Source organism: Vibrio sabulosilitoris (assembly GCF_055391395.1).
The window spans coordinates 1,078,052-1,097,251 of sequence record NZ_AP029600.1; the positions used below are offsets into that span (position 1 = coordinate 1,078,052).

Sequence of the window (19,200 nt, forward strand, 5' to 3'; positions counted from 1 at the left end):
CTCGACTGAGTCTGCTAGTTGTTTAGTTATTCTCACAGTGAATTGGAGTCAATCGATGCAGGACAATACATTTTTAATGGTGATCATCTGCCTTCTTCTCCCCCCACTCGCGGTATTTATCAAGTTTGGTTTTGGCTCGCAGTTTTTGATCAACCTGATTTTAACCATCTTCTTTTTCATCCCAGGCATGGTTCATGCCCTGTGGTTGATATTAAAATAGGCAAATAGACACACAGTGATTGTTTCTTTACGCGGATTCCACTATCATCCTGTCGCCTAAGCGTAACCGTTTGCGTTTAGGCGCTATTCCAATCTTATATGCGGTGGGAGCGCTTTATGACAACGATTACAATTACTCGTCCAGACGACTGGCATGTTCACCTACGTGACGGTGACGTTCTAAAAGATACAGTACGCGATATCAGCCGCTACAACGGCCGCGCACTGATTATGCCAAACACTATCCCACCTGTGACCAATACCGAGATGGCATTGGCTTACCGTGAGCGCATCATGGCAGAAAAGCCTAGCGAGCAGTTTGAGCCGCTAATGGCGCTGTACCTGACTGACAACACTACCCCTGATGAAATCCGTAAAGCGAAAGCATCTGGCAAGGTCGTTGCGGCAAAACTTTACCCAGCAGGCGCAACCACCAACTCTGACTCTGGTGTGACTTCAGCGCAAAAAATCTACCCTGTGTTTGAAGCAATGCAAGAAGTTGGCATGCTCCTTCTAGTCCACGGTGAAGTCACTACGCACGACGTCGATATCTTCGACCGTGAAAAGCAGTTCCTTGAGACCGTGCTTGCGCCAATCGTTAACGATTTCCCAAATCTTAAGATCGTCCTTGAGCACATCACTACTGCTGAAGCAGCTGAGTTTGTCAACAACGCCAATGAAAACGTGGCAGCAACGATTACAGCGCACCACCTGATGTACAACCGCAACCACATGTTGGTCGGTGGCATTAAGCCGCACTTCTACTGCCTGCCAATTCTGAAACGTAACACGCACCAGCAAGCCTTGGTTGCCGCAGCCACCAGCGGCAGCAAGAAGTTCTTCCTGGGCACGGACTCAGCCCCGCACGCCAAAGACAAAAAAGAGAACGCTTGTGGCTGTGCAGGCTCATACACAGCGCACGCTGCACTGGAGCTTTACACAGAGGTGTTTGAGCAAGAAGGCAAGCTAGAAAACCTAGAAGCTTTCGCTAGCCACAACGGCCCGGACTTCTACGGTATCCCACGCAATACCGATACTGTGACTCTGACCAAACAAGCTTGGTCAGTTGAAGAAACCATGCCGTTTGGCGGCGACGTCGTCGTACCAATCCGCGGCGGCGAAGAGATTGCTTGGACGGTCAAATAATCTTATCGCTATAGTAAATCACGCCCAGCAGGCTCAACACCTGCTGGGCTTTTTTCTATCCCTTTTGGGGATTTGAGAGGCGAGAAGCGAGACCGCGTTGCTGCGAGAGGCGAGTTGTGATCGCGGTTATTCCTCAATTAACGCCACTAAATCGGGTTACTGGATATCGTGTTTTAACGCCTTATTTTCCGCGTTAGTAATAGATAGCGATCGTATAGTGTATCGCGTTACTAGTATTTCCCAGCGCACACCCCCTCGCCTCTCGCAGGGCAAAGCCCGATCCCGCCTCTCGCCTCTATTCCCCTACCCTTATGGTTTCCTAGAAAGCCGCATATCTGCTACCATAGTCGATATTAGCCCCTGATTTAAATAAGAATAATGTCGAAAGTCAGTAAAGATTCTGGTGAAGATCAAGCCATATTGAATGCCAAGCGGCAGATTGCAATTCAAGCACTTAGTGCTGGGGTGGATGGCAAGCTGCCAACTAATGCTTTTTTTAAGCAGCAGCATAATATCGTGGCGGGGACCATGCAGCGTGCACTGACTTTACTCAGTGATACTGAAGCGCTGAAAACTCGTTCGCGCGGACATCAAGGGCGGGTGATTACTCACCTTGATGTGGGGCTGTGCTGGAATATTGCCAAACTTAAACCTCTCCAGCTCTTGATGCCGAGCAGTGGCTCGATTGAGATTGATGTCTTAATTCGTCATTTTACGGCCAAACTCAGTGAGCTGAATATCCCCTACTTTATCTCTAACCAGCCGGGGGCATTAGACCGGATCGCGCAAGTTGAGCAAGGTAAGAGTGATATAACCCTTGCCTCAAGCGGCGCTGCCGAGATTGAAGGGATCTGCGAGGAATCAGGCCAGATGAAAGTGCTCAAGCCAAACACCTATTACTGCCTAGAGCGACTCGTGATCATCTCTGGCCAGGATTCACAGCCTGAGCAGTGGCGCCGGATTGCAATTGATCGACACTCAACCGACCATTTGGGGTTGACTCAATGCGAGTTCCCTCGCCAGCAAGGGTTTGATTATATCGAGTCGGACTTTCGTCAGATCCCCGCTCGCGTGCTCCGTGATGAGTTGGATGCCGGGATCTGGCATATGACGGGGAGCCCTGTTCCGCTCAGTTTTGCGGGCCTAAAAGCAACTCCGTTAACTGGCACGGCCACTTTTGAGCAACACCAAAAGATCTCATCAGCCGCGTTTATTACCAACCCGAAGCGACCTGAGCTCAATTCTCTTTTAAGTAACTTGGATAGCGATGAGATCCTCGCGGCGCAAACCCGTGCTCTCAAACAAGAAGATCCCTACAATCGTGCCTTTTAGATACATATAAGACCCAAAATGCGAAAGACCATGGATTGGGGTGACAATCACATGGTCTTTAATAGACGTTCCTAAGCTTAAGTACGCGAGTGACCTATGTTGAGCTAAACTACTACCTCTGCATCTTCTGTTGTAGCTTTCTCAATAGCATCAACAACTGGGCGGTGCTGCTCAACTAAACGCTGGTAACGCTCTATTTGCTGCGCCGTTTGCTCGTCACTCCAGCCAAGTCGCTGCTGCATCTCTGCGGCAATGGCCTTGATCTGCGCAAGTCCCCCCTGCTTATCCCAGAAGAACTCAGATGTGCGGCGAATCAAGAGGTCAGCAAGCTGGCTGGCGACCTCATAATTAACGCAGTAGTCTAGCTCTGCGACCGTGAGTCCACGCTCGGACAATCGCACCTGATTGGCAGGATCAGCGCGATAGATCTCTGCCACTTTCAGCGCATTAGAGCCAAACCGCCCTGCCCATGCTCGTGCAAGTTCCATAGGCACTTGGCATTCAACCAGTTTTGCCACTACTTGGTTGTGACTGTAGCCGCCTTGCCCAATAGGGCGCGCGCCTGACAGCACCACCTTATGCGCTGTGTGTGGCAGTAAACTCGGTGAGAGGTACTTGTAGCCATCTTCTCGGATCACCCGGTCGATCACCTGCTTGGCCATCACTCGGTGGCTGGTGAGCTTACCGCCAACAATCGACAGGACACCTGAATCACTGACCATGATCTGATGCTCGCGTGGCGTCTTGCTGTTATTGAGGTCATCTTTTGGTGCGATCAAGGGACGCAATCCTGCCCAAGAGCCCACCACATGCTTAGGCTCTAATCTCGCGGTAGGCATAAGGTGATTGGCTACATTGAGCAGATAATCGATGTCCTGCTTATCTGGGCAGACATTATCCAGGTCCCCCTCATAAGTGGTATCAGTCGTGCCAATAAACACGCGATCATCTTGCATCGAAGGGATTGGCCATACCACGCGCCCATCATCGGGCGAGCGAGTAAACACCGCCGAGTGAAGTGGAAAGTCGCTTTTTCTTAGGACAATATGCACGCCTTTGGTGGGTCTCAAGACTTTTGAGTTGCCATCTTCAAAGCGCAGAATATTATCGCTCCAAGGGCCAGATGCATTGACCACATAGTGCCCTTGCACCACGCCGGTCTCGCCGGTCAAGCGATCTTTAACCTGAACACCATTACAGCGTTTATCATCAAAGGTTAAACCCACTACCTCGCAGTGGTTAATCACCTCCGCACCTTGCTCACACGCCGATTTGATGGTATCGATGGTCACGCGAGCATCGTCGGTTGAGACATCGAAAAACAACGCCGCGCCATTGAGGCCTTCCTGACGAAATTGTGGTTGTCTCTCTAGCACTTGATTACGACTGAGCATCCGATGGCGGCGCTTCGCCCAGCTGCCAGACACCACATCATAAAACGTCAGACCAAGGTTAAGCAGCCACTTTTTGTCCGGTGCATCATCATAGAACATATACAAAAATGGCTGCACCTTGGTTAGGTGCGGGGCAACCCTCAGCGCCATCTCACGTTCTCGCACTGATTCAGCCACTAAGCCAAATTGATAGGTTTCAAGGTAGCGCAATCCACCATGGATCAGTTTGGACGAGCGGCTAGAGGTGCCGGAGGCGATGTCCTCTTTCTCCACCGCCAACACCTTTAGACCCCGCAACGCAGCGTCACGGGCAATCGCCGCACCAGTCACACCACAGCCAACAACGATCAGGTCGTACTGCTGCTTACTGATAGAGTGTAAGTCTGCTCGTCTCATAGCTTGCTCCATCCACGTGCGCGCTCAACCGCTACTTTCCATTTACGATACAACTCGCTGCGAGTTGTTTCTGACATCTCAGGCTGGAAACTGGTTTTATTGCGATGCACGGCAAAGGCTTCATGCTCATTATTCCACATACCGATGCCAAGCCCTGCCATCAGTGCCGCACCAAAGGCGGTTGCCTCAACATTTCTTGGTCTGACGACCTCAACGCCAAGCTGGTCGGCCTGGAACTGGACCAGGAGATCATTCTTGGACGCTCCACCATCCACGGCAATACTCTTGACTTCATAGCCGGAGATCTTTTCCATCTCCTCTATAAAGTCCCTCACCGAGTAGACGATCCCTTCTAGCGTGGCTCTGACGATATGACAGCGCTGAGTGCCTGGTGTGATACCCAATATCACGCCACGAGCAAACGAATCCCACGATGGTGCTGATAAGCCAGTGAGCGCCGGCACAAAATAGACATCACCATTATCATCGGCCTTTTTCGCCACGGCTTCCGACTCTTTAGACGAATCTATAATTTGCAGGCCATCGCGCAGCCATTGAACCGCTGAACCCGTGCAGCCTGCGTAGCCCTCCAGTGCATAGTGGGTCTTACCGTTTTTCTGCCAAGCAATCTGGCAGCATACCCCGCTGCTCGGCTCAATAATTGGCTCCTCACCAATCAACATATCAAGGAAGGTCCCGGTGCCATGGGTACATTTGATCATTCCCGGCTCAGTGCAGCCTTGGGCAAACAGCGCCGCATGTTGGTCAGCAATAACGCCACTTATCGGTACGCTACCGCCCATCACACTCGCATCAGTGACCGCGACGATGCCTGAGTCATCACACACTTCCGGGAACATAGAGAGCGGGATTTGTAGCGAGTTTAGCCATTCGCTATACCACTCGCCTTTGACCATATCATAGCTGCCGGTCACCGAGGCATTGGACGCACTAATGATGTGTTTCGCACCGCCACTTAAGCGATAGATCAGCCAAGAGTCTACCGTACCAAACGCTAACTGCCCCTGCTCGGCTTGCTCTCGCATGCTTGGATTGTTCTCTAGCATCCATTGTAAGCTGAGTGAAGAGTAAACAGGTGCGATTGGCCAGCCGGTGTGCGAGTATACCTCATCGCCCCAGACTTTGGTTAAGGATTCGGCCTGCTTGGCGGTGCGCGTATCTTGCCAAACGATCGCCCGTGTCACTGGCTCACCCGTCGTGCGATCCCACACCACGGTGGTCGCTCTTTGGTTGGTGATCCCAATACATGAGATATCGTCCAATTGCAGCTCGAGCGCATTGAGCGCTTGGGTGATCATTTTGTCGGTCGCCTGCCAGATTTCATTGGCATCTTGCTCGACCAAACCTGGCTCGGGCGTGTAGTTGGGAAACTCGGTGTAGGCCTGCGCCAAGATATGACAGCGGTCGTTATAGATAATGGCTCTGATACCCGTGGTGCCTGCATCAATGACTAGTATTTTATTGTCCATACGTAACTCCTTAACTACTGAAGGGCGACTGAAATAACAATAAGAGCAGATGTCATCGGCCAGATTGCGCTAGCCGGTGGGTCGATATGGGTATCAGCTCGGATCAACCAGAATCTTGCAAATAATTGCCCTAATACCGAGGCAAGTAAACCGCAGACCGCGCCAAGCGTGATCACCATAAACTGATTGCCAATAACGCCCATAAATAATGAGACCGCCACCGCACTCACCGCTGTGATATGGTGGGTGGCGGGCACCATCACATTCATACCTAAGAAAAGCAACGAGATAGCTGAGATCGCAAAGCCAAACAGCATGACGCCCTGCGCCTGTGGTTGAGGATAGAGAGTCAAAAGTTCATACGCTGCATAAGCCGACATGGCGCCGACAAACAGACCCAGCACCGCGCTCATAGAGAAGGAGTCTTGATACGGAAGCCACGCGTGCTCTTTGCAGGTTTCAAAGCGTTTCAGCCCTTTCTTACCCTGGCAGTGCTCACCGACTATGCCACACTTACCGAACATCAAGCGCACCACGACCGCTGAGATCACCACAGTCAGAGCCACCGAATCGGTGTAGTTACCCAAACCGTTGACCATCATGAGTAGCTGCTGCACCACAAAACCGAACAGACCAAACGCGGCGCCGACTAGCAGCACTTCGGGCTTACCTAAGCTCACTAGCGGCGTGACAATGTCACGTCCACTCTCTAGCCAACCTTTTTTCGCCGCATACGCAGACGCAGCAACCCCTGCTGCAAACGAGATGTGCGGACCAAAGAAGGGACCTAGGCCAATGAGATTAAGAAAGGTTGGGTCACCACTGCCCATCACGATGGCAATGCCGACCAAGATGGCAAATCCAGTAAACACAAACGCGACCAAAGCACCAAAGGTGGCTCCAAGAAATCCACCTGCGATGGCACCAGCTAATTGCATAACATTAAACACATTCTCCATATAATTGTCCTCTGGGTTCAGGGGCGAGGTACGGGGTACACTCCGCTGCGAGGTTCGAGTAGCCAAGGCTATGCATTCAACTCCTCGAACCCCGTAGGGCTATGCCCGTCCCCGCACCTCGCACCTTGTTTTGGGGGTACTAAGTGAGGCAGCTTGGTGATGGAAATTAAGCTGTCATCGTGACTAAATATGAGGTGTCTCGATGCTCGCGCTTTGACTCTGTCAGCCCTATCGGCCAACAGAGTCGATTGCATACACACCTCGGTGTTGCATGAAAATCATTTGGGGTTAGTCCAATCCAAGCTTGCCTGGATTGAGAATGCCGTTCGGATCGAGTGCTGCCTTAAGCTTTCTTAGAATGAGGTGTGCTTCCCCGATTGAGCGGCGACTGTATGGCGAGCGCGCCAGACCACCTCCGTGGTGGTGGGATAGCTCGGCGCCATATTCGATACACACCTCCATGGTGGTCTTCCAAATTTGACGCAGACGCTCAACCGCCACCTCGTCATCCTCGGTTTGTGCCAGCAGGATCATATACATCGAGGTGCCTTGATTGTAGATATGCGAGAAGTGCGACAGGACTTCATCAGCATAAGGGTCCAGTGCGACCTTCAGGGCGGCCCACAGGTCATGAATCGTATCCCAGTTATGGGCAATCTCAATGGTTTCCCCAAAACCACCTTTGGTTGCCAGTAAGTTCTCCACCGTTGAGAAGTCATAGCGGCGTGCCATCCAGCCCTCAACGCCTTTGGAGCCAATGGCGGTTGCCCCATGTTTGGTCGCGATGCCATTTAATACGTTTTGCTCGGCATCGACGAGCTCAGGAAGACCGCGACTGCCTAAGAACAGCACTGGCGTGGCAAAACTTGAGTCTGCCATGGCGTGTTTGGCCTCTTCAGTGTCATAGAAGCGCACCAAGAATGGCTTGATATTGGAGGCGGTGATCTCACGCATCATTTGTAGCCCCTGCTCAACACTTGGCACCGCATAAGTCATCAAGGCCTCAGCTTGAGCCACTGGGAAAATCTTCAATGTCACTGACGTAATAATGCCAAGGGTACCTTCAGAGCCTAAAAAGATTTGACGCAAGTCCGGCCCCATCGCTGCGCGCGGGTTGGCTTTCAGCGTCATCTTTTCACCGGTGGCGAGAATAACATCGTAACCCACCACCAAATCCTCGATGCCACCGTAAAGCGAGGAGAACTGCCCCGTCGCTAGCGTCGCCAGCCACCCACCAACTGTCGAGCGATAGAGTGATTGAGGTGAGTGCCCCATGGTCCAGCCTTGCTTAGCAAGTAAGTCCTCTAGGTCACCACCGTTAAAACTGGCGTCGGCGGTAACGGTCATATTCTGTTCATTAACCGAATAGTCAGCGGGCAGTTGCGATACATCAAGCACGATTCCGCCTCGGGTTGGCAATGGTTGCCCCGTGACCGATGAAGCTAAAGCACGCACAGTGACCGGCACTTGCTTTTTATTAGCCACCGCCAGCACCTCACTGATCTGCTGCATGCTGTCCACAGTGACAACAACATCAGCCATATTCGGGTGCTGATCGAGTAAATTTAATTTGGTCATCAAGGGCCATGTGTCGTGGCTGCTCGCCTCAAGGTCTTTTCGATGGGTTGATACTCGTTGTTGACCGAGTTGTGATTCCAGTTGTTCAACAACATTTAGATAGTTTGTCATAGCGCTTCCACCTCACTCAGTGTCTGTCTTGAATTCAATAATCAATATATGGAGTACTCATGTTATTGACTATTGATCTTTACCGAGTTATTGTCAACACAAGTTGGTTAAAAATAGAGCTGGATCATATTGATAGGATCCAAGAGACGGTAGTGAGGCTGGTAATGTTGGTAGAGGTAGATCCGGCGTTTATTGATCAAGAAGTGGCAGTGGCGGGACGAAATATCCTGCGTCGCTGCGTACATCGGGGCTTTTGCAACAGTCATTGCCCAACCTTTTTAGCCACCAAGGAAGTCGATAACAGCCCACGTGGAAGGGTCTATTTGATCAAGCAGTATCTGCAAGGGGAAGAGTTAACCAAAGATCAGAAGCAAGCCATCCAGCAGTGTGTCAACTGCCGTCGCTGTGAAACCGACTGCCCATCGGGAGTTGAGGTTGCTAGATTAATTCGTTTGGCAAAAAGTGCCTTAGACCGACAGTCCACGCCACCACTTAAACAACGCCTAATCGAATTTGGCTTAAGTCGACTTAGCCCACGAAACGAACCCAATCACCTCGTGCTCAAAGCCGGGGCAAAACTTAAGCTTTTACCGAACGCTCTCCCCCTTAGAGCCGCCTTCCACCACTCTAAGTCAAGCCAACCTCACATAATCAAGCCGAAGGAACAACTTGAAAAACTTGGGACTGTCCTGTTAATTGCAGGCTGCGGTGATAAAAGCCTTAACAGCAAAGGGGCTTTAGCTGCAACAAGCTTGTTGAAATCGTTAGGCTTTGAAGTGATATCGGCCCCTCGTTCAGGCTGCTGCGGTGCCATCAATATTGGCCTTGGCAAAACTGAGCAAGCCAAACAGCAAATGCGTAGTAACCTGCGCAATTGGCAGCCATATTTAACCGACGAAAACTTGCAAGGCGTGGTTGCCCTGTCGTCAAGTTGCGAGCTTGCATTGAGCCAATACCAAGACTTAGTCGGGGATGAGAGTAATTTCATTGAGTTGGTTGAGACTCTAAGTAACAAGCTAGTCAATCTAGCCGAGTTAGTAGGGCCACATCTATCACGAGCGGATCTAAATAGCTTAGAGCGACTAAAAGTTGCCGTCCACCTACCCTGCTCACTACAAAACGGCCTAGATAAACACAAGCCACTGATAGAATTAATCGACAAGCTACCCGTAGAAAGAGTAGAAGTAAACGAATCAAGAGTGTGCTGCGGCTCAGGCGGAAGCTATCGATTTATCCACCCAGAGATGAGCAAAACCATAGGTCAAAGCAAAGCCCAAAACCTAACAATAAACTCCCCCGACCTCATTATTACAGCCAACGCGTCATGCCTGATGCACTTGGTAAGTTATGTCGATATCCCAGTGGTTCACTGGGTTGAATTAGTCCAACGCCTGGTTGGCTGTAGAGGCGAGAGTCGAGATCGGGCGGTGCCCTGCGAGAGGCGAGGAATAAAAGCACTCACAAAACTCCTCGCAACTCGGAGCGAAGTGTAACCCGCCCCTCGCTCCTCTAAATGCTCAACACGAACTAACGTGTTCAACAAATATTACAAGCAAAAATCGAGACTCAAAACGATCACATCTCGCCTCTCGAAACGAAGTGATCCCGCCTCTCGCCTCTTCCCAGAGGGAATAAAAAAACGCTCCGAAGAGCGTTTTTTTAATGGACGGGGGTAGCCTTAGCGTAGAACTTACCAAAATACTCCTCAAGCACTTCCGGCGTCAGCTTGCCTTCTTCTTCAAGCTTTTTCAGCTCTGCAGCAATCTGTTTTTGCTCTTCCATGGTTGGGAGTTTCACCTCTGGCTCATCACCCATCTCTTGAGACATCAGTTCTAGCTCTTTATCAAAATCACTCATAACGCTAACTCTTAATTTCACGTAAATAACACAATTGTCGTCTAGTTTATCAGCTTCCAAGCGACTGTGCACTTTCCCATTGAGTTTAGGGAACTTTTTGTCCTGAGCGCACTCTTTAAATTTTGACACGATTTTTTCAATCCATACCCTTGAAACCTGTTTCAAGCTATCGCATATTTTGCAACGACTTTTTAGAACAAAAACAAAGGCATTCAGGATGATTGCACAGCAATTTCATACCCTAAAAACCTACTTAGAATCTCAAGTTATCGGCCAACAAGAGCTGGTAAAACAACTTTTAGTGGCTTTATTAGCAGATGGGCATATCCTCGTTGAGGGTCCGCCGGGGCTTGCGAAAACACGAGCGGTCAAGTCCCTTGCAGACTGCATTGAGGGTGATTTTCACCGCATTCAGTTTACCCCTGACCTACTTCCTGCCGATCTGACCGGCACCGACATTTTTCACCCTGAGACCGGTCAGTTTAGCTTCCAGCCTGGTCCTATTTTTAACTCGCTAGTCCTGGCGGATGAGATTAACCGCGCGCCAGCCAAAGTCCAAGCGGCAATGCTTGAAGCGATGGCTGAAAAGCAAATCTCGGTAGGTAAAACGACTTACCCTTTGCCTGAGCTATTTCTGGTCATGGCCACGCAAAACCCAATTGAGCAAGAGGGCACCTACCCACTGCCTGAGGCGCAACTAGACCGTTTCTTGCTGCACCTCAATGTCGACTACCCAAATGAAGAGTCGGAACTCGATATCCTGCGCCTCAATCGTGGTGAAGCCCAAGGCATTGAAGTAAAAGAAAAACCTATGCTCAGCCAGGAGAGCGTCTTTGCCGCTCGTCAACAGGTGCTCGATATTCATATGGCGGAAGGGATTGAGCGCTATATCGTGCGCTTGGTGCTTGCCACGCGTCAGCCAGAAAAATACAGCGAAGCGCTGGCAAGTCAGCTGGAGATGGGCGTCAGCCCTCGTGCCACCATCGCACTTGACCGCTGTGCCCGCGCACATGCCTGGCTATCTGGACGCGACTACGTGACGCCAGAAGACGTGCAAACCATGGCGTATCCCGTGCTTCGTCACCGCTTATTACTGAGCTACTCAGCTCAAGCGCAAGGGATCAAGTCAGACGATCTGATTGACCACATTCTGTCTAGTGTAGGCAGTGCATAGTCATGGCTCACTCGCTTCACCCTGAGCCCGACCTTGGCTCACCGTCCCTGCCACCATTTGCTGATGGCGTGCATCTTAGCCTCGATGAGCTGCTCTACTATCAGCAGCACGCTGTGCATTGGTTGCCGCCGGCGATAAGCCTTTGGTCACAACAACTTGGACAACACCAAAGCCGCCAACTTGGCCGGGGTATGGACTTTGCCGAGGTGCGCCAATATCAGCGTGGCGATGATGTCCGCTCGATTGACTGGCGGGTCACAGCACGCACAGGCAAGGTGCACACTAAGCTGTTCACCGAAGAGCGTGAGCGCCCCGTCTTTGTCTACCTCGACCTGAGCTCGAGCATGAATTTTGGCTCTACCTTAATGCTAAAATCCGTCGTTGCGGCGCACTTTGCCGCGTTAGTTGCTTGGCTGGCGGCAAAGGGAAAAGATCGCGTTGGCGCCGTAATTGATACTGGCGATGAGCTGTTCGAAACGCGGGCGACAACGGGCAATCGTGGCGTACTGCGCTTACTCAATCTTGTCACCGAGCAGCATGACTTCAAGCGTCAACACCACCAACCGGACTCCATGACCTCTGCGCTAGAGGCGTTGACTCAACTGTGCCCCAAAGGCAGTGAAATTATCTTGATTAGCGACTTTAACCGTTTGGCTGAGCAAGATCAGCCACGTCTCACCGCGTTGCGCCAACACAACTCGATCCGCTTAGTGCACGTGTCAGACCCACTCGAACATGGTATGACCGAGTACCGTGGCATAGAGCAGGTCTCTAGCCAAACTCGCACTCAGTGGATGGACTTCTCATCACGACAAACGCGTGATGCAATGAAAAACCACTTTAACCAGCACGTCGAGCAGCTAAAGACGTATGCACAACAACAGGGAATGAGTTTTCTCACCCTATCGAACGCCCAACCAATCTTGACCCAATTATTGAGAGCCTAGCATGCAGCAAGCACCAGATACTTTACCACTTAAAGGCCTTCATCTACCCGATGCACCCTCTTGGTTTCCACTTACCGCAGCGTGGTGGTTATCTCTTGCTGGGATCATCGTTTTACTTGGGCTAGGCACTTGGTTACTTCGTCGCCATCAACAGCGAGTTTTGCCAAGAAATACCGCTCTCAAGCTGGTCAAAATCCAAACTTCCCCCTCTGCGGCGATGGAAGTGCTCAGACAGGTCTCATTCAGTTACTTCTCTCGCGAGCAATTGGCCTCACTGCATGGCGAGGCTTGGTATCAGTTTCTCGATCGCCAGCTCGGTGATGAGCGTTTTGTACCGCGCATTGCTGACTGGCAGGCGGTCTTGTACCGACCGCAAAGTGAACAAGATGTATCCTCCTATATCGCCGATTGTGAGTACTGGATTCGCCATGCTCTGCCACCGAAGTCACGCCCTGTGAAAATGGAGGCTGCCAATGAGCAAGGAGCTAGCGAACAAGCCACTGAAGAGCAAGCTGCCAAAGTGCAAGTCACAGGTAAAGAGGGCGTTGGAGACGAAACACCAGGAGTAAAACGTGATTGATGTCGATCTTATCTGGGTGTGGGTACTGCTCCTTCTCCCCTTACCCTGGATAGTACGAAAGGCGCTGCCAGCGATAAAGCAGCCCAGCGCCGTATTCATCCCACACTTGCCCGATGAGGCTGGCAGTCGCCAGCCTAAATCGCGAGTGATACCCGCACTTATTTGGGCGATATGGGGCCTGTTACTCGTCGCGGCGGCGCGCCCTGTTCACTATGGTGAGCCAGTTGCATTGCCTACCGATCATCGCGATCTGATGCTGGTTGTTGACCTCTCGTACTCAATGAAACAAGAGGACATGCGTGATGGTAATCAATATATCGACCGCCTGACCGCAATGAAGAGGGTGTTGACTGAATTTACTCGCCAGCGCCAAGGTGATCGCCTTGGGCTGGTTGTGTACGCCGATCATGCCTATCTTCAATCGCCATTGACGCTAGACACCAACTCGATTGAGCAACAGATTGACCATATGGTACTAAAACTGGTCGGCACTCAAACCGCCATCGGTGACGGCATTGGTATTGCGACAAAGGTGTTTATTGAGAGTGATGCCCCGCAGCGCGTGATGGTGCTGATGAGTGACGGCGCCAATAACGCCGGAGTGCTCGACCCTATGGAGGCCGCCCAGATTGCCCAGCAGCATGGTGCCACCATCTATACCGTCGGCGTTGGTGCCGGCGAAATGGAGGTACGCAGCTTTATGGGTAGCCGCACGGTCAATACCGCACATGATCTCGATGAGCAACTTTTACAACAGATAGCTGAACTGACCGGTGGTGAGTATTTCCGCGCGCGTGATCAACAGGATCTGCAACAGATCTATGACACGATTAACCGTCTTGAGCCGATTTCAATTGCGTCAGACGTCTGGCGCCCACAAACCGAGTGGTTCTTCCTGCCACTTGCGATTGCACTGCTGTTATCGGTTGGACTTATTTTTTATCGTCGGGAGCAAATTTAGATGCATTTTGTCTACCCAAAGTTATTATGGCTGCTTGTGCCCAGCTTGATCTTGTGTGTGTATCTCACCAAGCGCACTCGCCAGCAAACCTTAATAGCGTCACACATCGCTAAAGCAATGGGCTTAGAGAGAGGCAAAAAAACCACGCTCGCCTCCCTGCTCGCCGTTGCTTGGTCTGTCGCCATTATCGCGCTCGCAGGCCCTAGCCTAAAACCGACCGAGCGTCCTTCGGTTCAGTCCAGCGATGCGCGTGTGGTGATCATGGATATGTCTCTGTCCATGTATGCACGAGACATTTCACCGAGTCGTTTGGAGCAGGCTCGTTTTAAGGTCACTGACCTGCTGAATCAATGGCAGGATGGTCAAACTGGTCTGGTTGTCTATGCCGGTGATGCCTACTCTGTCTCACCACTCACTAAAGACACCAACGTACTGCTCAACCAGCTCCCTCTACTAAGCCCAGAGATAATGCCCTACCCTGGAGCACGTGCGGATAAAGCGGTGGAACTGGCGATCTCAATGCTAACCGATGCAGGCTTTCAAGCAGGTCAAATTATCTTAGTCGCCGATGACCTCTCACAGATAGAGACACAAGGGATCCTTGAGCACCTCGATGCTCGCTGGGAGTTGGCCATCTTAGGCGTGGCCACTGAGACCGGCGCTCCAATTCCTCTGCCTCAAGGTGGGATGCTGCAATTGTCTAATGGTACCACTGTGGTCGCGAGCAGCAGCTTCGATAATATGAGCCGCCTTGCTCGCGAGAGTGGTGGTTTGTTCCTCCCCGTCCAACATCACAATGCAGACGTTGCGGCTATTGCCAGCCTATCGGAGCGCGTTAACTCCACCGATACCAGTTCTGATCGACGTCAAATTGAAACCTGGCAAAACCAAGGTTTTTGGCTAATTATCCCCTTGCTGATCATGGCTCTACTGATGTTCCGCCGTGGTGTGTTTTACTGCATACCGCTGATGGTATTGGGGCTTCCCTCGGTTAATGTTGAGGCCTCGCCCTGGCACAATAATGACCAAAAAGCGCATCAAGCCTTTCAAAATGGTGACTATCAGAGTGCGCAGCAACAATTTAGCGACCCTGAATGGCTCGGTGCTGCTGCTTATCAGGCCGGAGATTTTGACACCGCAATTGATGTGTTAAGTGGCATTGAGACGCAGGACGCCCAATACAACCTAGGTAATGCCCTCGCGCAATCTGGCCAGCTAGAGGAAGCGGCAGAGCAGTACCGCCGTGTTCTCGACGCCGATCCAAACAACACCGATGCTCAGCATAACCTTGAGCTTGTTGAGCAACTGCTTGAAGAGCAGCAGCAGTCACCACAAGACAGTAACCAGACTGATGATCAACCATCACAGAGCGACTCCTCAGAAAACGATTCAACTGAGAGTAATGACGCTGACAGCGATCAGAACCAAGAAAACCAACCTAGTGATGATATGTCCGCTGACGCGCAGTCCGCCGACGCGCAGTCCTCAAACGAAGAATCTGAACAACAGCAATCAGATCAGCCTCAGCCTTCACCAGAGCAAGATACAGCCGATGTATCGGCTTCTGAGGATAAGCAAACCGAGTCCCAGAGTGAGGCTGAACCAGACTCAACTAATGGGGATGCGCCGCCAGAGGAGAAATCGCAAGACAATACTTCAGAGCAGCAGTCTCTTGAACAGCAAGGCTTTGAAGCAAACCAAGCTGAGCTCGCTAATGAAGATGCCATTGATCCTCAAACCCAGCGTGATCTGCGCCGCTTAGATCAAGTCGAAGCCGCGCGCGATCCAAGTCGTCTCATCCGAGCGCAATTGCAGCTCCAAGCACAACAAAAACCGCAGCCACCCGTTACGGAGAAAACCTGGTAAATGAGAGTCACTAATCCAATTTATCCACTGATCGTCGCGAGTCTTATTCTTTTCGCGAGCATTAGCTCGGCAGCGTATGCCGCAAACTTACAAGTCACTGTCAGCGCCCGTGAACTGGTGGTCAATGAAGTGTTCCAGCTGAGAATTGTCGCCGATACCCGAGCCAGCAGCGATGATATCGATCTCAGTGTGCTCGAAGAGGATTTCTTTGTCGGCCGACCAAACTTTGGTACCTCAATCAATATCGTCAATAATCAAAGAACCACGCGCAGTGAATGGAATGTCTCTCTTGCAGCGCAAACAGAGGGCCGTTTTACTATTCCCGCCTTCGATCTCAATGGCGCCCGGTCTGAGCCAATCTATGTTCGTGTCAGTAAAGATGAGCGAGAGCCCCAAGCCGATGACTTCGTCGTGGTGACTAACGATCTTCAACGTCATCAACTTTACCCGCAGGAAAGCACCCAACTGCTTAGCCGCGTGATCATCAAGACCGATCCTCGCCGGCTACAAAACCCAGAAATCTCGCAACCACAAGTCGAGGGTATGCAGATAACACCGATTGGTGACGCCAACCAGTTCAACTCGGTTCTGGCAGGTGTTGAGGTCACTGTGGTTGAGCAAACTTATCGACTCACTGCAGAGCAAGCCGGCGACTTTACTTTAAGCGGCGTTGGTTTTAATGGCACAGTGATCTACGGCGATAACATGCGTGGCTCAACACGCTTGATCCCGACTAAGGTCGAACCTGAGCAAATATCGATCAGTGTGTTGCCGCCTCCAGCTAACTACACGGGAGACTGGCTACCAACACAATCACTCAAAATCGAACAAAAGTTTATCGATGAAACGGGTAACCAATTATCAGATAATGCACAAATAACCCTCTCAGTCGGTGAGTCAATTACGCGTGAAATTTACTTAGACATCGAAGGTTTAGAAGCTGAAAACTTCCCAGAAATTGACCTACCTCTACCAACGGCATTGCGCGTTTATGAGCAAAAGCCAGAATTTAAACAGGTTGAAAATGGGTTGACACGGATGATCAGAAAACAGGTGTTGATCCCGCAGCGTGAGGATCAAATAACGATCAATTTACCTGAAATTGAATGGTGGGATAGCCGAAATAATATTGCCCGTACTACTCAAGCAATAAGTACCGATATTAACATCGTTGCCGCGCAGCAGAGCCTTTACAGTTTTCAGCCTGATCAATTCATTACTCAACCAGGTGGCGAAACTCATTACGGCGTCTCTCACTATTGGAAGTACGCGACCTTCATGCTTGCTGGGAGCTTACTAGTATGTATTACAGTCATATTACATTACATCAGAAAAGACCGCTTGAGAGCTAATGTTGTTAACACTCACAACTCAGACCCTAAGACTGATCCGAAACTCATCGATGTCGTTCAAGGCGGAGACACACAATTAATTAATTTCCACCTGAAAAAGTGGTTAAATAACCAACCAAGTCTCAGCGCTGAAACACGAAGAGCAATTGAAGAAGAATTAGACAAAATGAATCGTGGCCAATATTCGCTCTCTGAGCAGAAATGGAACAGCAGCGAATTAATCCAACTATTAAAAAATGCGAAACATTATTCAAATATCAAAAATTCAAACTATAATTTGCCTAATTTGTAAAGTGCTCTTATAATTTAACGCGAGGTTAGACTGAGTCTAACCTCGTTTTTATAGGTATAAAATATCAGTTGGCTAAAGAGTGTTCGCTGTAAGAGTCGTTACGTTATGCTCTTACAAATAGGCTCTTACAAATAAAGTGGAATATAGATATGGCTGCTTTAATAAAAATCAATCCACAGACTCAGTTTGTCATCCGCTACTTCGACGGCAAAGCGATCGTAAGCGTCACGTTCACTGCGGAGTCACGTAAAGATGCCATCGAGCAATTTAAACAGAGCGGTTACTTACCGAGTGATATCTTCTCCATAGACTAGTCGCCATCTAGCCTTCCCCATAGCCGTTCTCATTCGGATGCTGTATCTCGCTCAAAAATTTCAGCCTAGCAGTACAGTTCTTCACCAATCCACTAGGCGCCGGGGTCAACTTAGCTTAGAATGTCGCCGAATGTTCCACTTTGAATGATTTATCCCCGCTAATGCCAAAACTTATTGCTCTTCTCTTGTTATCACTGTTGTTACCCTTGAGCGCCACAGCTCATTCACCCAGCGACAGTGCGAGCCAACTCAATTTGTCGTTCTCATCTGCCACCCAAGCAATGCATGTTGAGTGGGTACATGTCAAGAAATCTGAGCGTCGCATGTACCTAATGCATGGTGATGAGGTGATTAAGAAATATCGAATTGCACTTGGAAAAAGTCCACGTGGCCACAAAGTACAAAAGGGTGACCAGAAAACGCCAGAGGGCCATTACACCCTGTCATTCGTGATGGAAGATTCCGCATTTCACCGCTCAATGCACATCGACTACCCAAACTATCAGGACATCGAACATGCCGAGCGTCTAGGGCTTGATCCTGGAGGTAACATCAAAATTCACGGAGTGAGTAACACTGACGAAAGAGATCCTCAGTTTATCCAAAGTTTCGATTGGACAGATGGCTGTATCGCTCTGTCAAACCATGAGATGGATGAGTTTATAAAACTGGTTGAGTACGGTACACCAATATTTATTGAGTGGTGAGGATAAAACTCGCTAGCCTGTAGAATTTTCTTCTATCCTTTGGTAACCAGTTTAGTCTATCGGAGGTTAGGTATGCGATTTCGACTCGCTCTCACCGGGTTTCTCGTCACTGTGGTCAGTGCACAGCTTGGGGCAACCTCGTCACTTCAACAGCTATCACAGCTGCAGTGGAAACATCGGATACTGCTTATCCAATCCATGCCATCGGCCGACAGTGACATTGCCCAATTAATTGCCAACCAAGCTGAGATTGATGAACGCCATATTCAGTGGTTTGTGCTATCTGAGCGAGGTATGCAGACCAACTACGTAGGTCCCATGTCAACCCAACTCGACGATGAGATTGCGACGATGTTTTCCGACCCAACCAGAGAAGTGATCTTGATGGGTAAAGATGGGGGAATCAAATCACGTGCTGATACCTTTAATCTCGCTGATATATTTGAGCAGATTGATGCGATGCCGTTGCGACAGAGAGAGAGTCGCCAACAGAAAGCGGCAGAATCGCAGTGACAGGCCAAACCC

At 50.3% G+C, this 19,200-nt stretch carries 18 protein-coding genes; 13 read left to right on the forward strand and 5 right to left on the reverse strand.

The features are described 5' to 3' along the window. Positions 1–55 precede the first annotated feature (55 nt). The 3 genes from ACZ5R2_RS20340 (at position 56) to ACZ5R2_RS20350 (ending at position 2,697) form a co-directional block, all read left to right on the forward strand. Positions 56–220, forward strand: a complete 165-nt coding sequence (locus ACZ5R2_RS20340) for a YqaE/Pmp3 family membrane protein (protein ID WP_438457431.1) — start codon at positions 56–58, stop codon at positions 218–220. Between the two features lie 116 nt (positions 221–336). After that, on the forward strand, positions 337–1,365 hold the full coding sequence (gene pyrC, locus ACZ5R2_RS20345) for a dihydroorotase (RefSeq protein ID WP_464902803.1): 1,029 nt from the start codon (positions 337–339) through the stop codon (positions 1,363–1,365). 378 nt (positions 1,366–1,743) lie between these two features. Then, the gene (locus ACZ5R2_RS20350; protein ID WP_464902802.1) at positions 1,744–2,697 is read left to right on the forward strand and encodes a YhfZ family protein; all 954 of its coding nucleotides are present in this window, start codon (positions 1,744–1,746) and stop codon (positions 2,695–2,697) included. A gap of 104 nt (positions 2,698–2,801) precedes the next feature. On the opposite strand, the gene ACZ5R2_RS20355 is transcribed toward ACZ5R2_RS20350, so the two are convergent. From ACZ5R2_RS20355 to ACZ5R2_RS20370, 4 genes are all read right to left on the reverse strand, one after another. Then, complete coding sequence (locus ACZ5R2_RS20355) at positions 2,802–4,487, reverse strand: glycerol-3-phosphate dehydrogenase/oxidase (protein ID WP_464902801.1); 1,686 nt, start codon at positions 4,485–4,487, stop codon at positions 2,802–2,804. Beyond that, complete coding sequence (locus tag ACZ5R2_RS20360) at positions 4,484–5,977, reverse strand: FGGY family carbohydrate kinase (RefSeq protein WP_464902800.1); 1,494 nt, start codon at positions 5,975–5,977, stop codon at positions 4,484–4,486. Before ACZ5R2_RS20360 ends, ACZ5R2_RS20355 begins: the two co-directional genes overlap by 4 nt. Positions 5,978–5,991: 14 nt before the next feature. Continuing rightward, entirely contained in the window at positions 5,992–6,936 is a 945-nt protein-coding gene (locus ACZ5R2_RS20365; protein WP_464902799.1) for a DUF7973 family transport facilitator, read from the reverse strand. Between the two features lie 288 nt (positions 6,937–7,224). After that, complete coding sequence (locus ACZ5R2_RS20370; protein WP_464902798.1) at positions 7,225–8,625, reverse strand: FAD-binding oxidoreductase; 1,401 nt, start codon at positions 8,623–8,625, stop codon at positions 7,225–7,227. 59 nt (positions 8,626–8,684) lie between these two features. Between ACZ5R2_RS20370 and ACZ5R2_RS20375 the strand changes: the two genes are divergently transcribed. Continuing rightward, complete coding sequence (locus ACZ5R2_RS20375) at positions 8,685–10,118, forward strand: (Fe-S)-binding protein (RefSeq protein WP_464902797.1); 1,434 nt, start codon at positions 8,685–8,687, stop codon at positions 10,116–10,118. Between the two features lie 166 nt (positions 10,119–10,284). On the opposite strand, the gene ACZ5R2_RS20380 is transcribed toward ACZ5R2_RS20375, so the two are convergent. Continuing rightward, positions 10,285–10,482, reverse strand: coding sequence for a restriction endonuclease subunit S (locus ACZ5R2_RS20380; protein WP_438457423.1), 198 nt, complete (start codon positions 10,480–10,482; stop codon positions 10,285–10,287). 217 nt (positions 10,483–10,699) lie between these two features. Between ACZ5R2_RS20380 and ACZ5R2_RS20385 the strand changes: the two genes are divergently transcribed. The 9 genes from ACZ5R2_RS20385 to ACZ5R2_RS20425 all read left to right on the forward strand — a co-directional run bounded on the left by ACZ5R2_RS20385 (position 10,700) and on the right by ACZ5R2_RS20425 (position 19,188). Beyond that, positions 10,700–11,656 carry an AAA family ATPase gene (locus tag ACZ5R2_RS20385; protein WP_464902796.1) on the forward strand — a complete coding sequence of 319 codons (957 nt, stop codon included), beginning with the start codon at positions 10,700–10,702 and terminating at the stop codon, positions 11,654–11,656. Positions 11,657–11,658: 2 nt separating this feature from the next. Continuing rightward, positions 11,659–12,603 carry a DUF58 domain-containing protein gene (locus ACZ5R2_RS20390; RefSeq protein WP_464902795.1) on the forward strand — a complete coding sequence of 315 codons (945 nt, stop codon included), beginning with the start codon at positions 11,659–11,661 and terminating at the stop codon, positions 12,601–12,603. A 1-nt stretch (position 12,604) separates the two neighbouring features. Next, on the forward strand, positions 12,605–13,183 hold the full coding sequence (locus ACZ5R2_RS20395; protein ID WP_464902794.1) for a DUF4381 domain-containing protein: 579 nt from the start codon (positions 12,605–12,607) through the stop codon (positions 13,181–13,183). Further along, positions 13,176–14,144: a VWA domain-containing protein gene (locus ACZ5R2_RS20400; RefSeq protein ID WP_464902793.1), complete on the forward strand. Its 969-nt coding sequence runs from the start codon at positions 13,176–13,178 to the stop codon at positions 14,142–14,144. The genes ACZ5R2_RS20395 and ACZ5R2_RS20400 overlap by 8 nt, the downstream gene beginning before the upstream one ends. Further along, entirely contained in the window at positions 14,145–16,010 is a 1,866-nt protein-coding gene (locus ACZ5R2_RS20405; protein ID WP_464902792.1) for a VWA domain-containing protein, read from the forward strand. It abuts the gene before it with no gap. Continuing rightward, positions 16,011–17,654, forward strand: coding sequence for a BatD family protein (locus ACZ5R2_RS20410; RefSeq protein ID WP_464902791.1), 1,644 nt, complete (start codon positions 16,011–16,013; stop codon positions 17,652–17,654). A gap of 149 nt (positions 17,655–17,803) precedes the next feature. Further along, a complete protein-coding gene (locus ACZ5R2_RS20415; RefSeq protein ID WP_464902790.1) occupies positions 17,804–17,968 on the forward strand; it encodes a hypothetical protein in 165 nt (54 codons plus the stop codon). A 161-nt stretch (positions 17,969–18,129) separates the two neighbouring features. After that, complete coding sequence (locus ACZ5R2_RS20420; protein ID WP_464902789.1) at positions 18,130–18,675, forward strand: L,D-transpeptidase family protein; 546 nt, start codon at positions 18,130–18,132, stop codon at positions 18,673–18,675. Positions 18,676–18,747: 72 nt separating this feature from the next. Continuing rightward, positions 18,748–19,188, forward strand: coding sequence for a DUF4174 domain-containing protein (locus tag ACZ5R2_RS20425; RefSeq protein ID WP_464902788.1), 441 nt, complete (start codon positions 18,748–18,750; stop codon positions 19,186–19,188). Positions 19,189–19,200: the final 12 nt, after the last annotated feature.

Bases quoted from the DNA above. Each gene is read 5' to 3' on its own strand.
- ACZ5R2_RS20420 (WP_464902789.1), top strand. From the start codon at position 18,130: ATGCCAAAACTTATTGCTCTTCTCTTGTTATCACTGTTGTTACCCTTG.
- ACZ5R2_RS20355 (WP_464902801.1), bottom strand. From the start codon at position 4,487: ATGAGACGAGCAGACTTACACTCTATCAGTAAGCAGCAGTACGACCTG.
- ACZ5R2_RS20380 (WP_438457423.1), bottom strand. From the start codon at position 10,482: ATGAGTGATTTTGATAAAGAGCTAGAACTGATGTCTCAAGAGATGGGT.
- ACZ5R2_RS20385 (WP_464902796.1), top strand. From the start codon at position 10,700: ATGATTGCACAGCAATTTCATACCCTAAAAACCTACTTAGAATCTCAA.
- ACZ5R2_RS20395 (WP_464902794.1), top strand. From the start codon at position 12,605: ATGCAGCAAGCACCAGATACTTTACCACTTAAAGGCCTTCATCTACCC.
- ACZ5R2_RS20370 (WP_464902798.1), bottom strand. From the start codon at position 8,625: ATGACAAACTATCTAAATGTTGTTGAACAACTGGAATCACAACTCGGT.
- ACZ5R2_RS20405 (WP_464902792.1), top strand. From the start codon at position 14,145: ATGCATTTTGTCTACCCAAAGTTATTATGGCTGCTTGTGCCCAGCTTG.
- ACZ5R2_RS20425 (WP_464902788.1), top strand. From the start codon at position 18,748: ATGCGATTTCGACTCGCTCTCACCGGGTTTCTCGTCACTGTGGTCAGT.
- ACZ5R2_RS20365 (WP_464902799.1), bottom strand. From the start codon at position 6,936: ATGGAGAATGTGTTTAATGTTATGCAATTAGCTGGTGCCATCGCAGGT.
- ACZ5R2_RS20410 (WP_464902791.1), top strand. From the start codon at position 16,011: ATGAGAGTCACTAATCCAATTTATCCACTGATCGTCGCGAGTCTTATT.
- ACZ5R2_RS20375 (WP_464902797.1), top strand. From the start codon at position 8,685: ATGTTATTGACTATTGATCTTTACCGAGTTATTGTCAACACAAGTTGG.
- ACZ5R2_RS20415 (WP_464902790.1), top strand. From the start codon at position 17,804: ATGGCTGCTTTAATAAAAATCAATCCACAGACTCAGTTTGTCATCCGC.
- ACZ5R2_RS20390 (WP_464902795.1), top strand. From the start codon at position 11,659: ATGGCTCACTCGCTTCACCCTGAGCCCGACCTTGGCTCACCGTCCCTG.
- ACZ5R2_RS20360 (WP_464902800.1), bottom strand. From the start codon at position 5,977: ATGGACAATAAAATACTAGTCATTGATGCAGGCACCACGGGTATCAGA.
- ACZ5R2_RS20340 (WP_438457431.1), top strand. From the start codon at position 56: ATGCAGGACAATACATTTTTAATGGTGATCATCTGCCTTCTTCTCCCC.
- pyrC (WP_464902803.1), top strand. From the start codon at position 337: ATGACAACGATTACAATTACTCGTCCAGACGACTGGCATGTTCACCTA.
- ACZ5R2_RS20350 (WP_464902802.1), top strand. From the start codon at position 1,744: ATGTCGAAAGTCAGTAAAGATTCTGGTGAAGATCAAGCCATATTGAAT.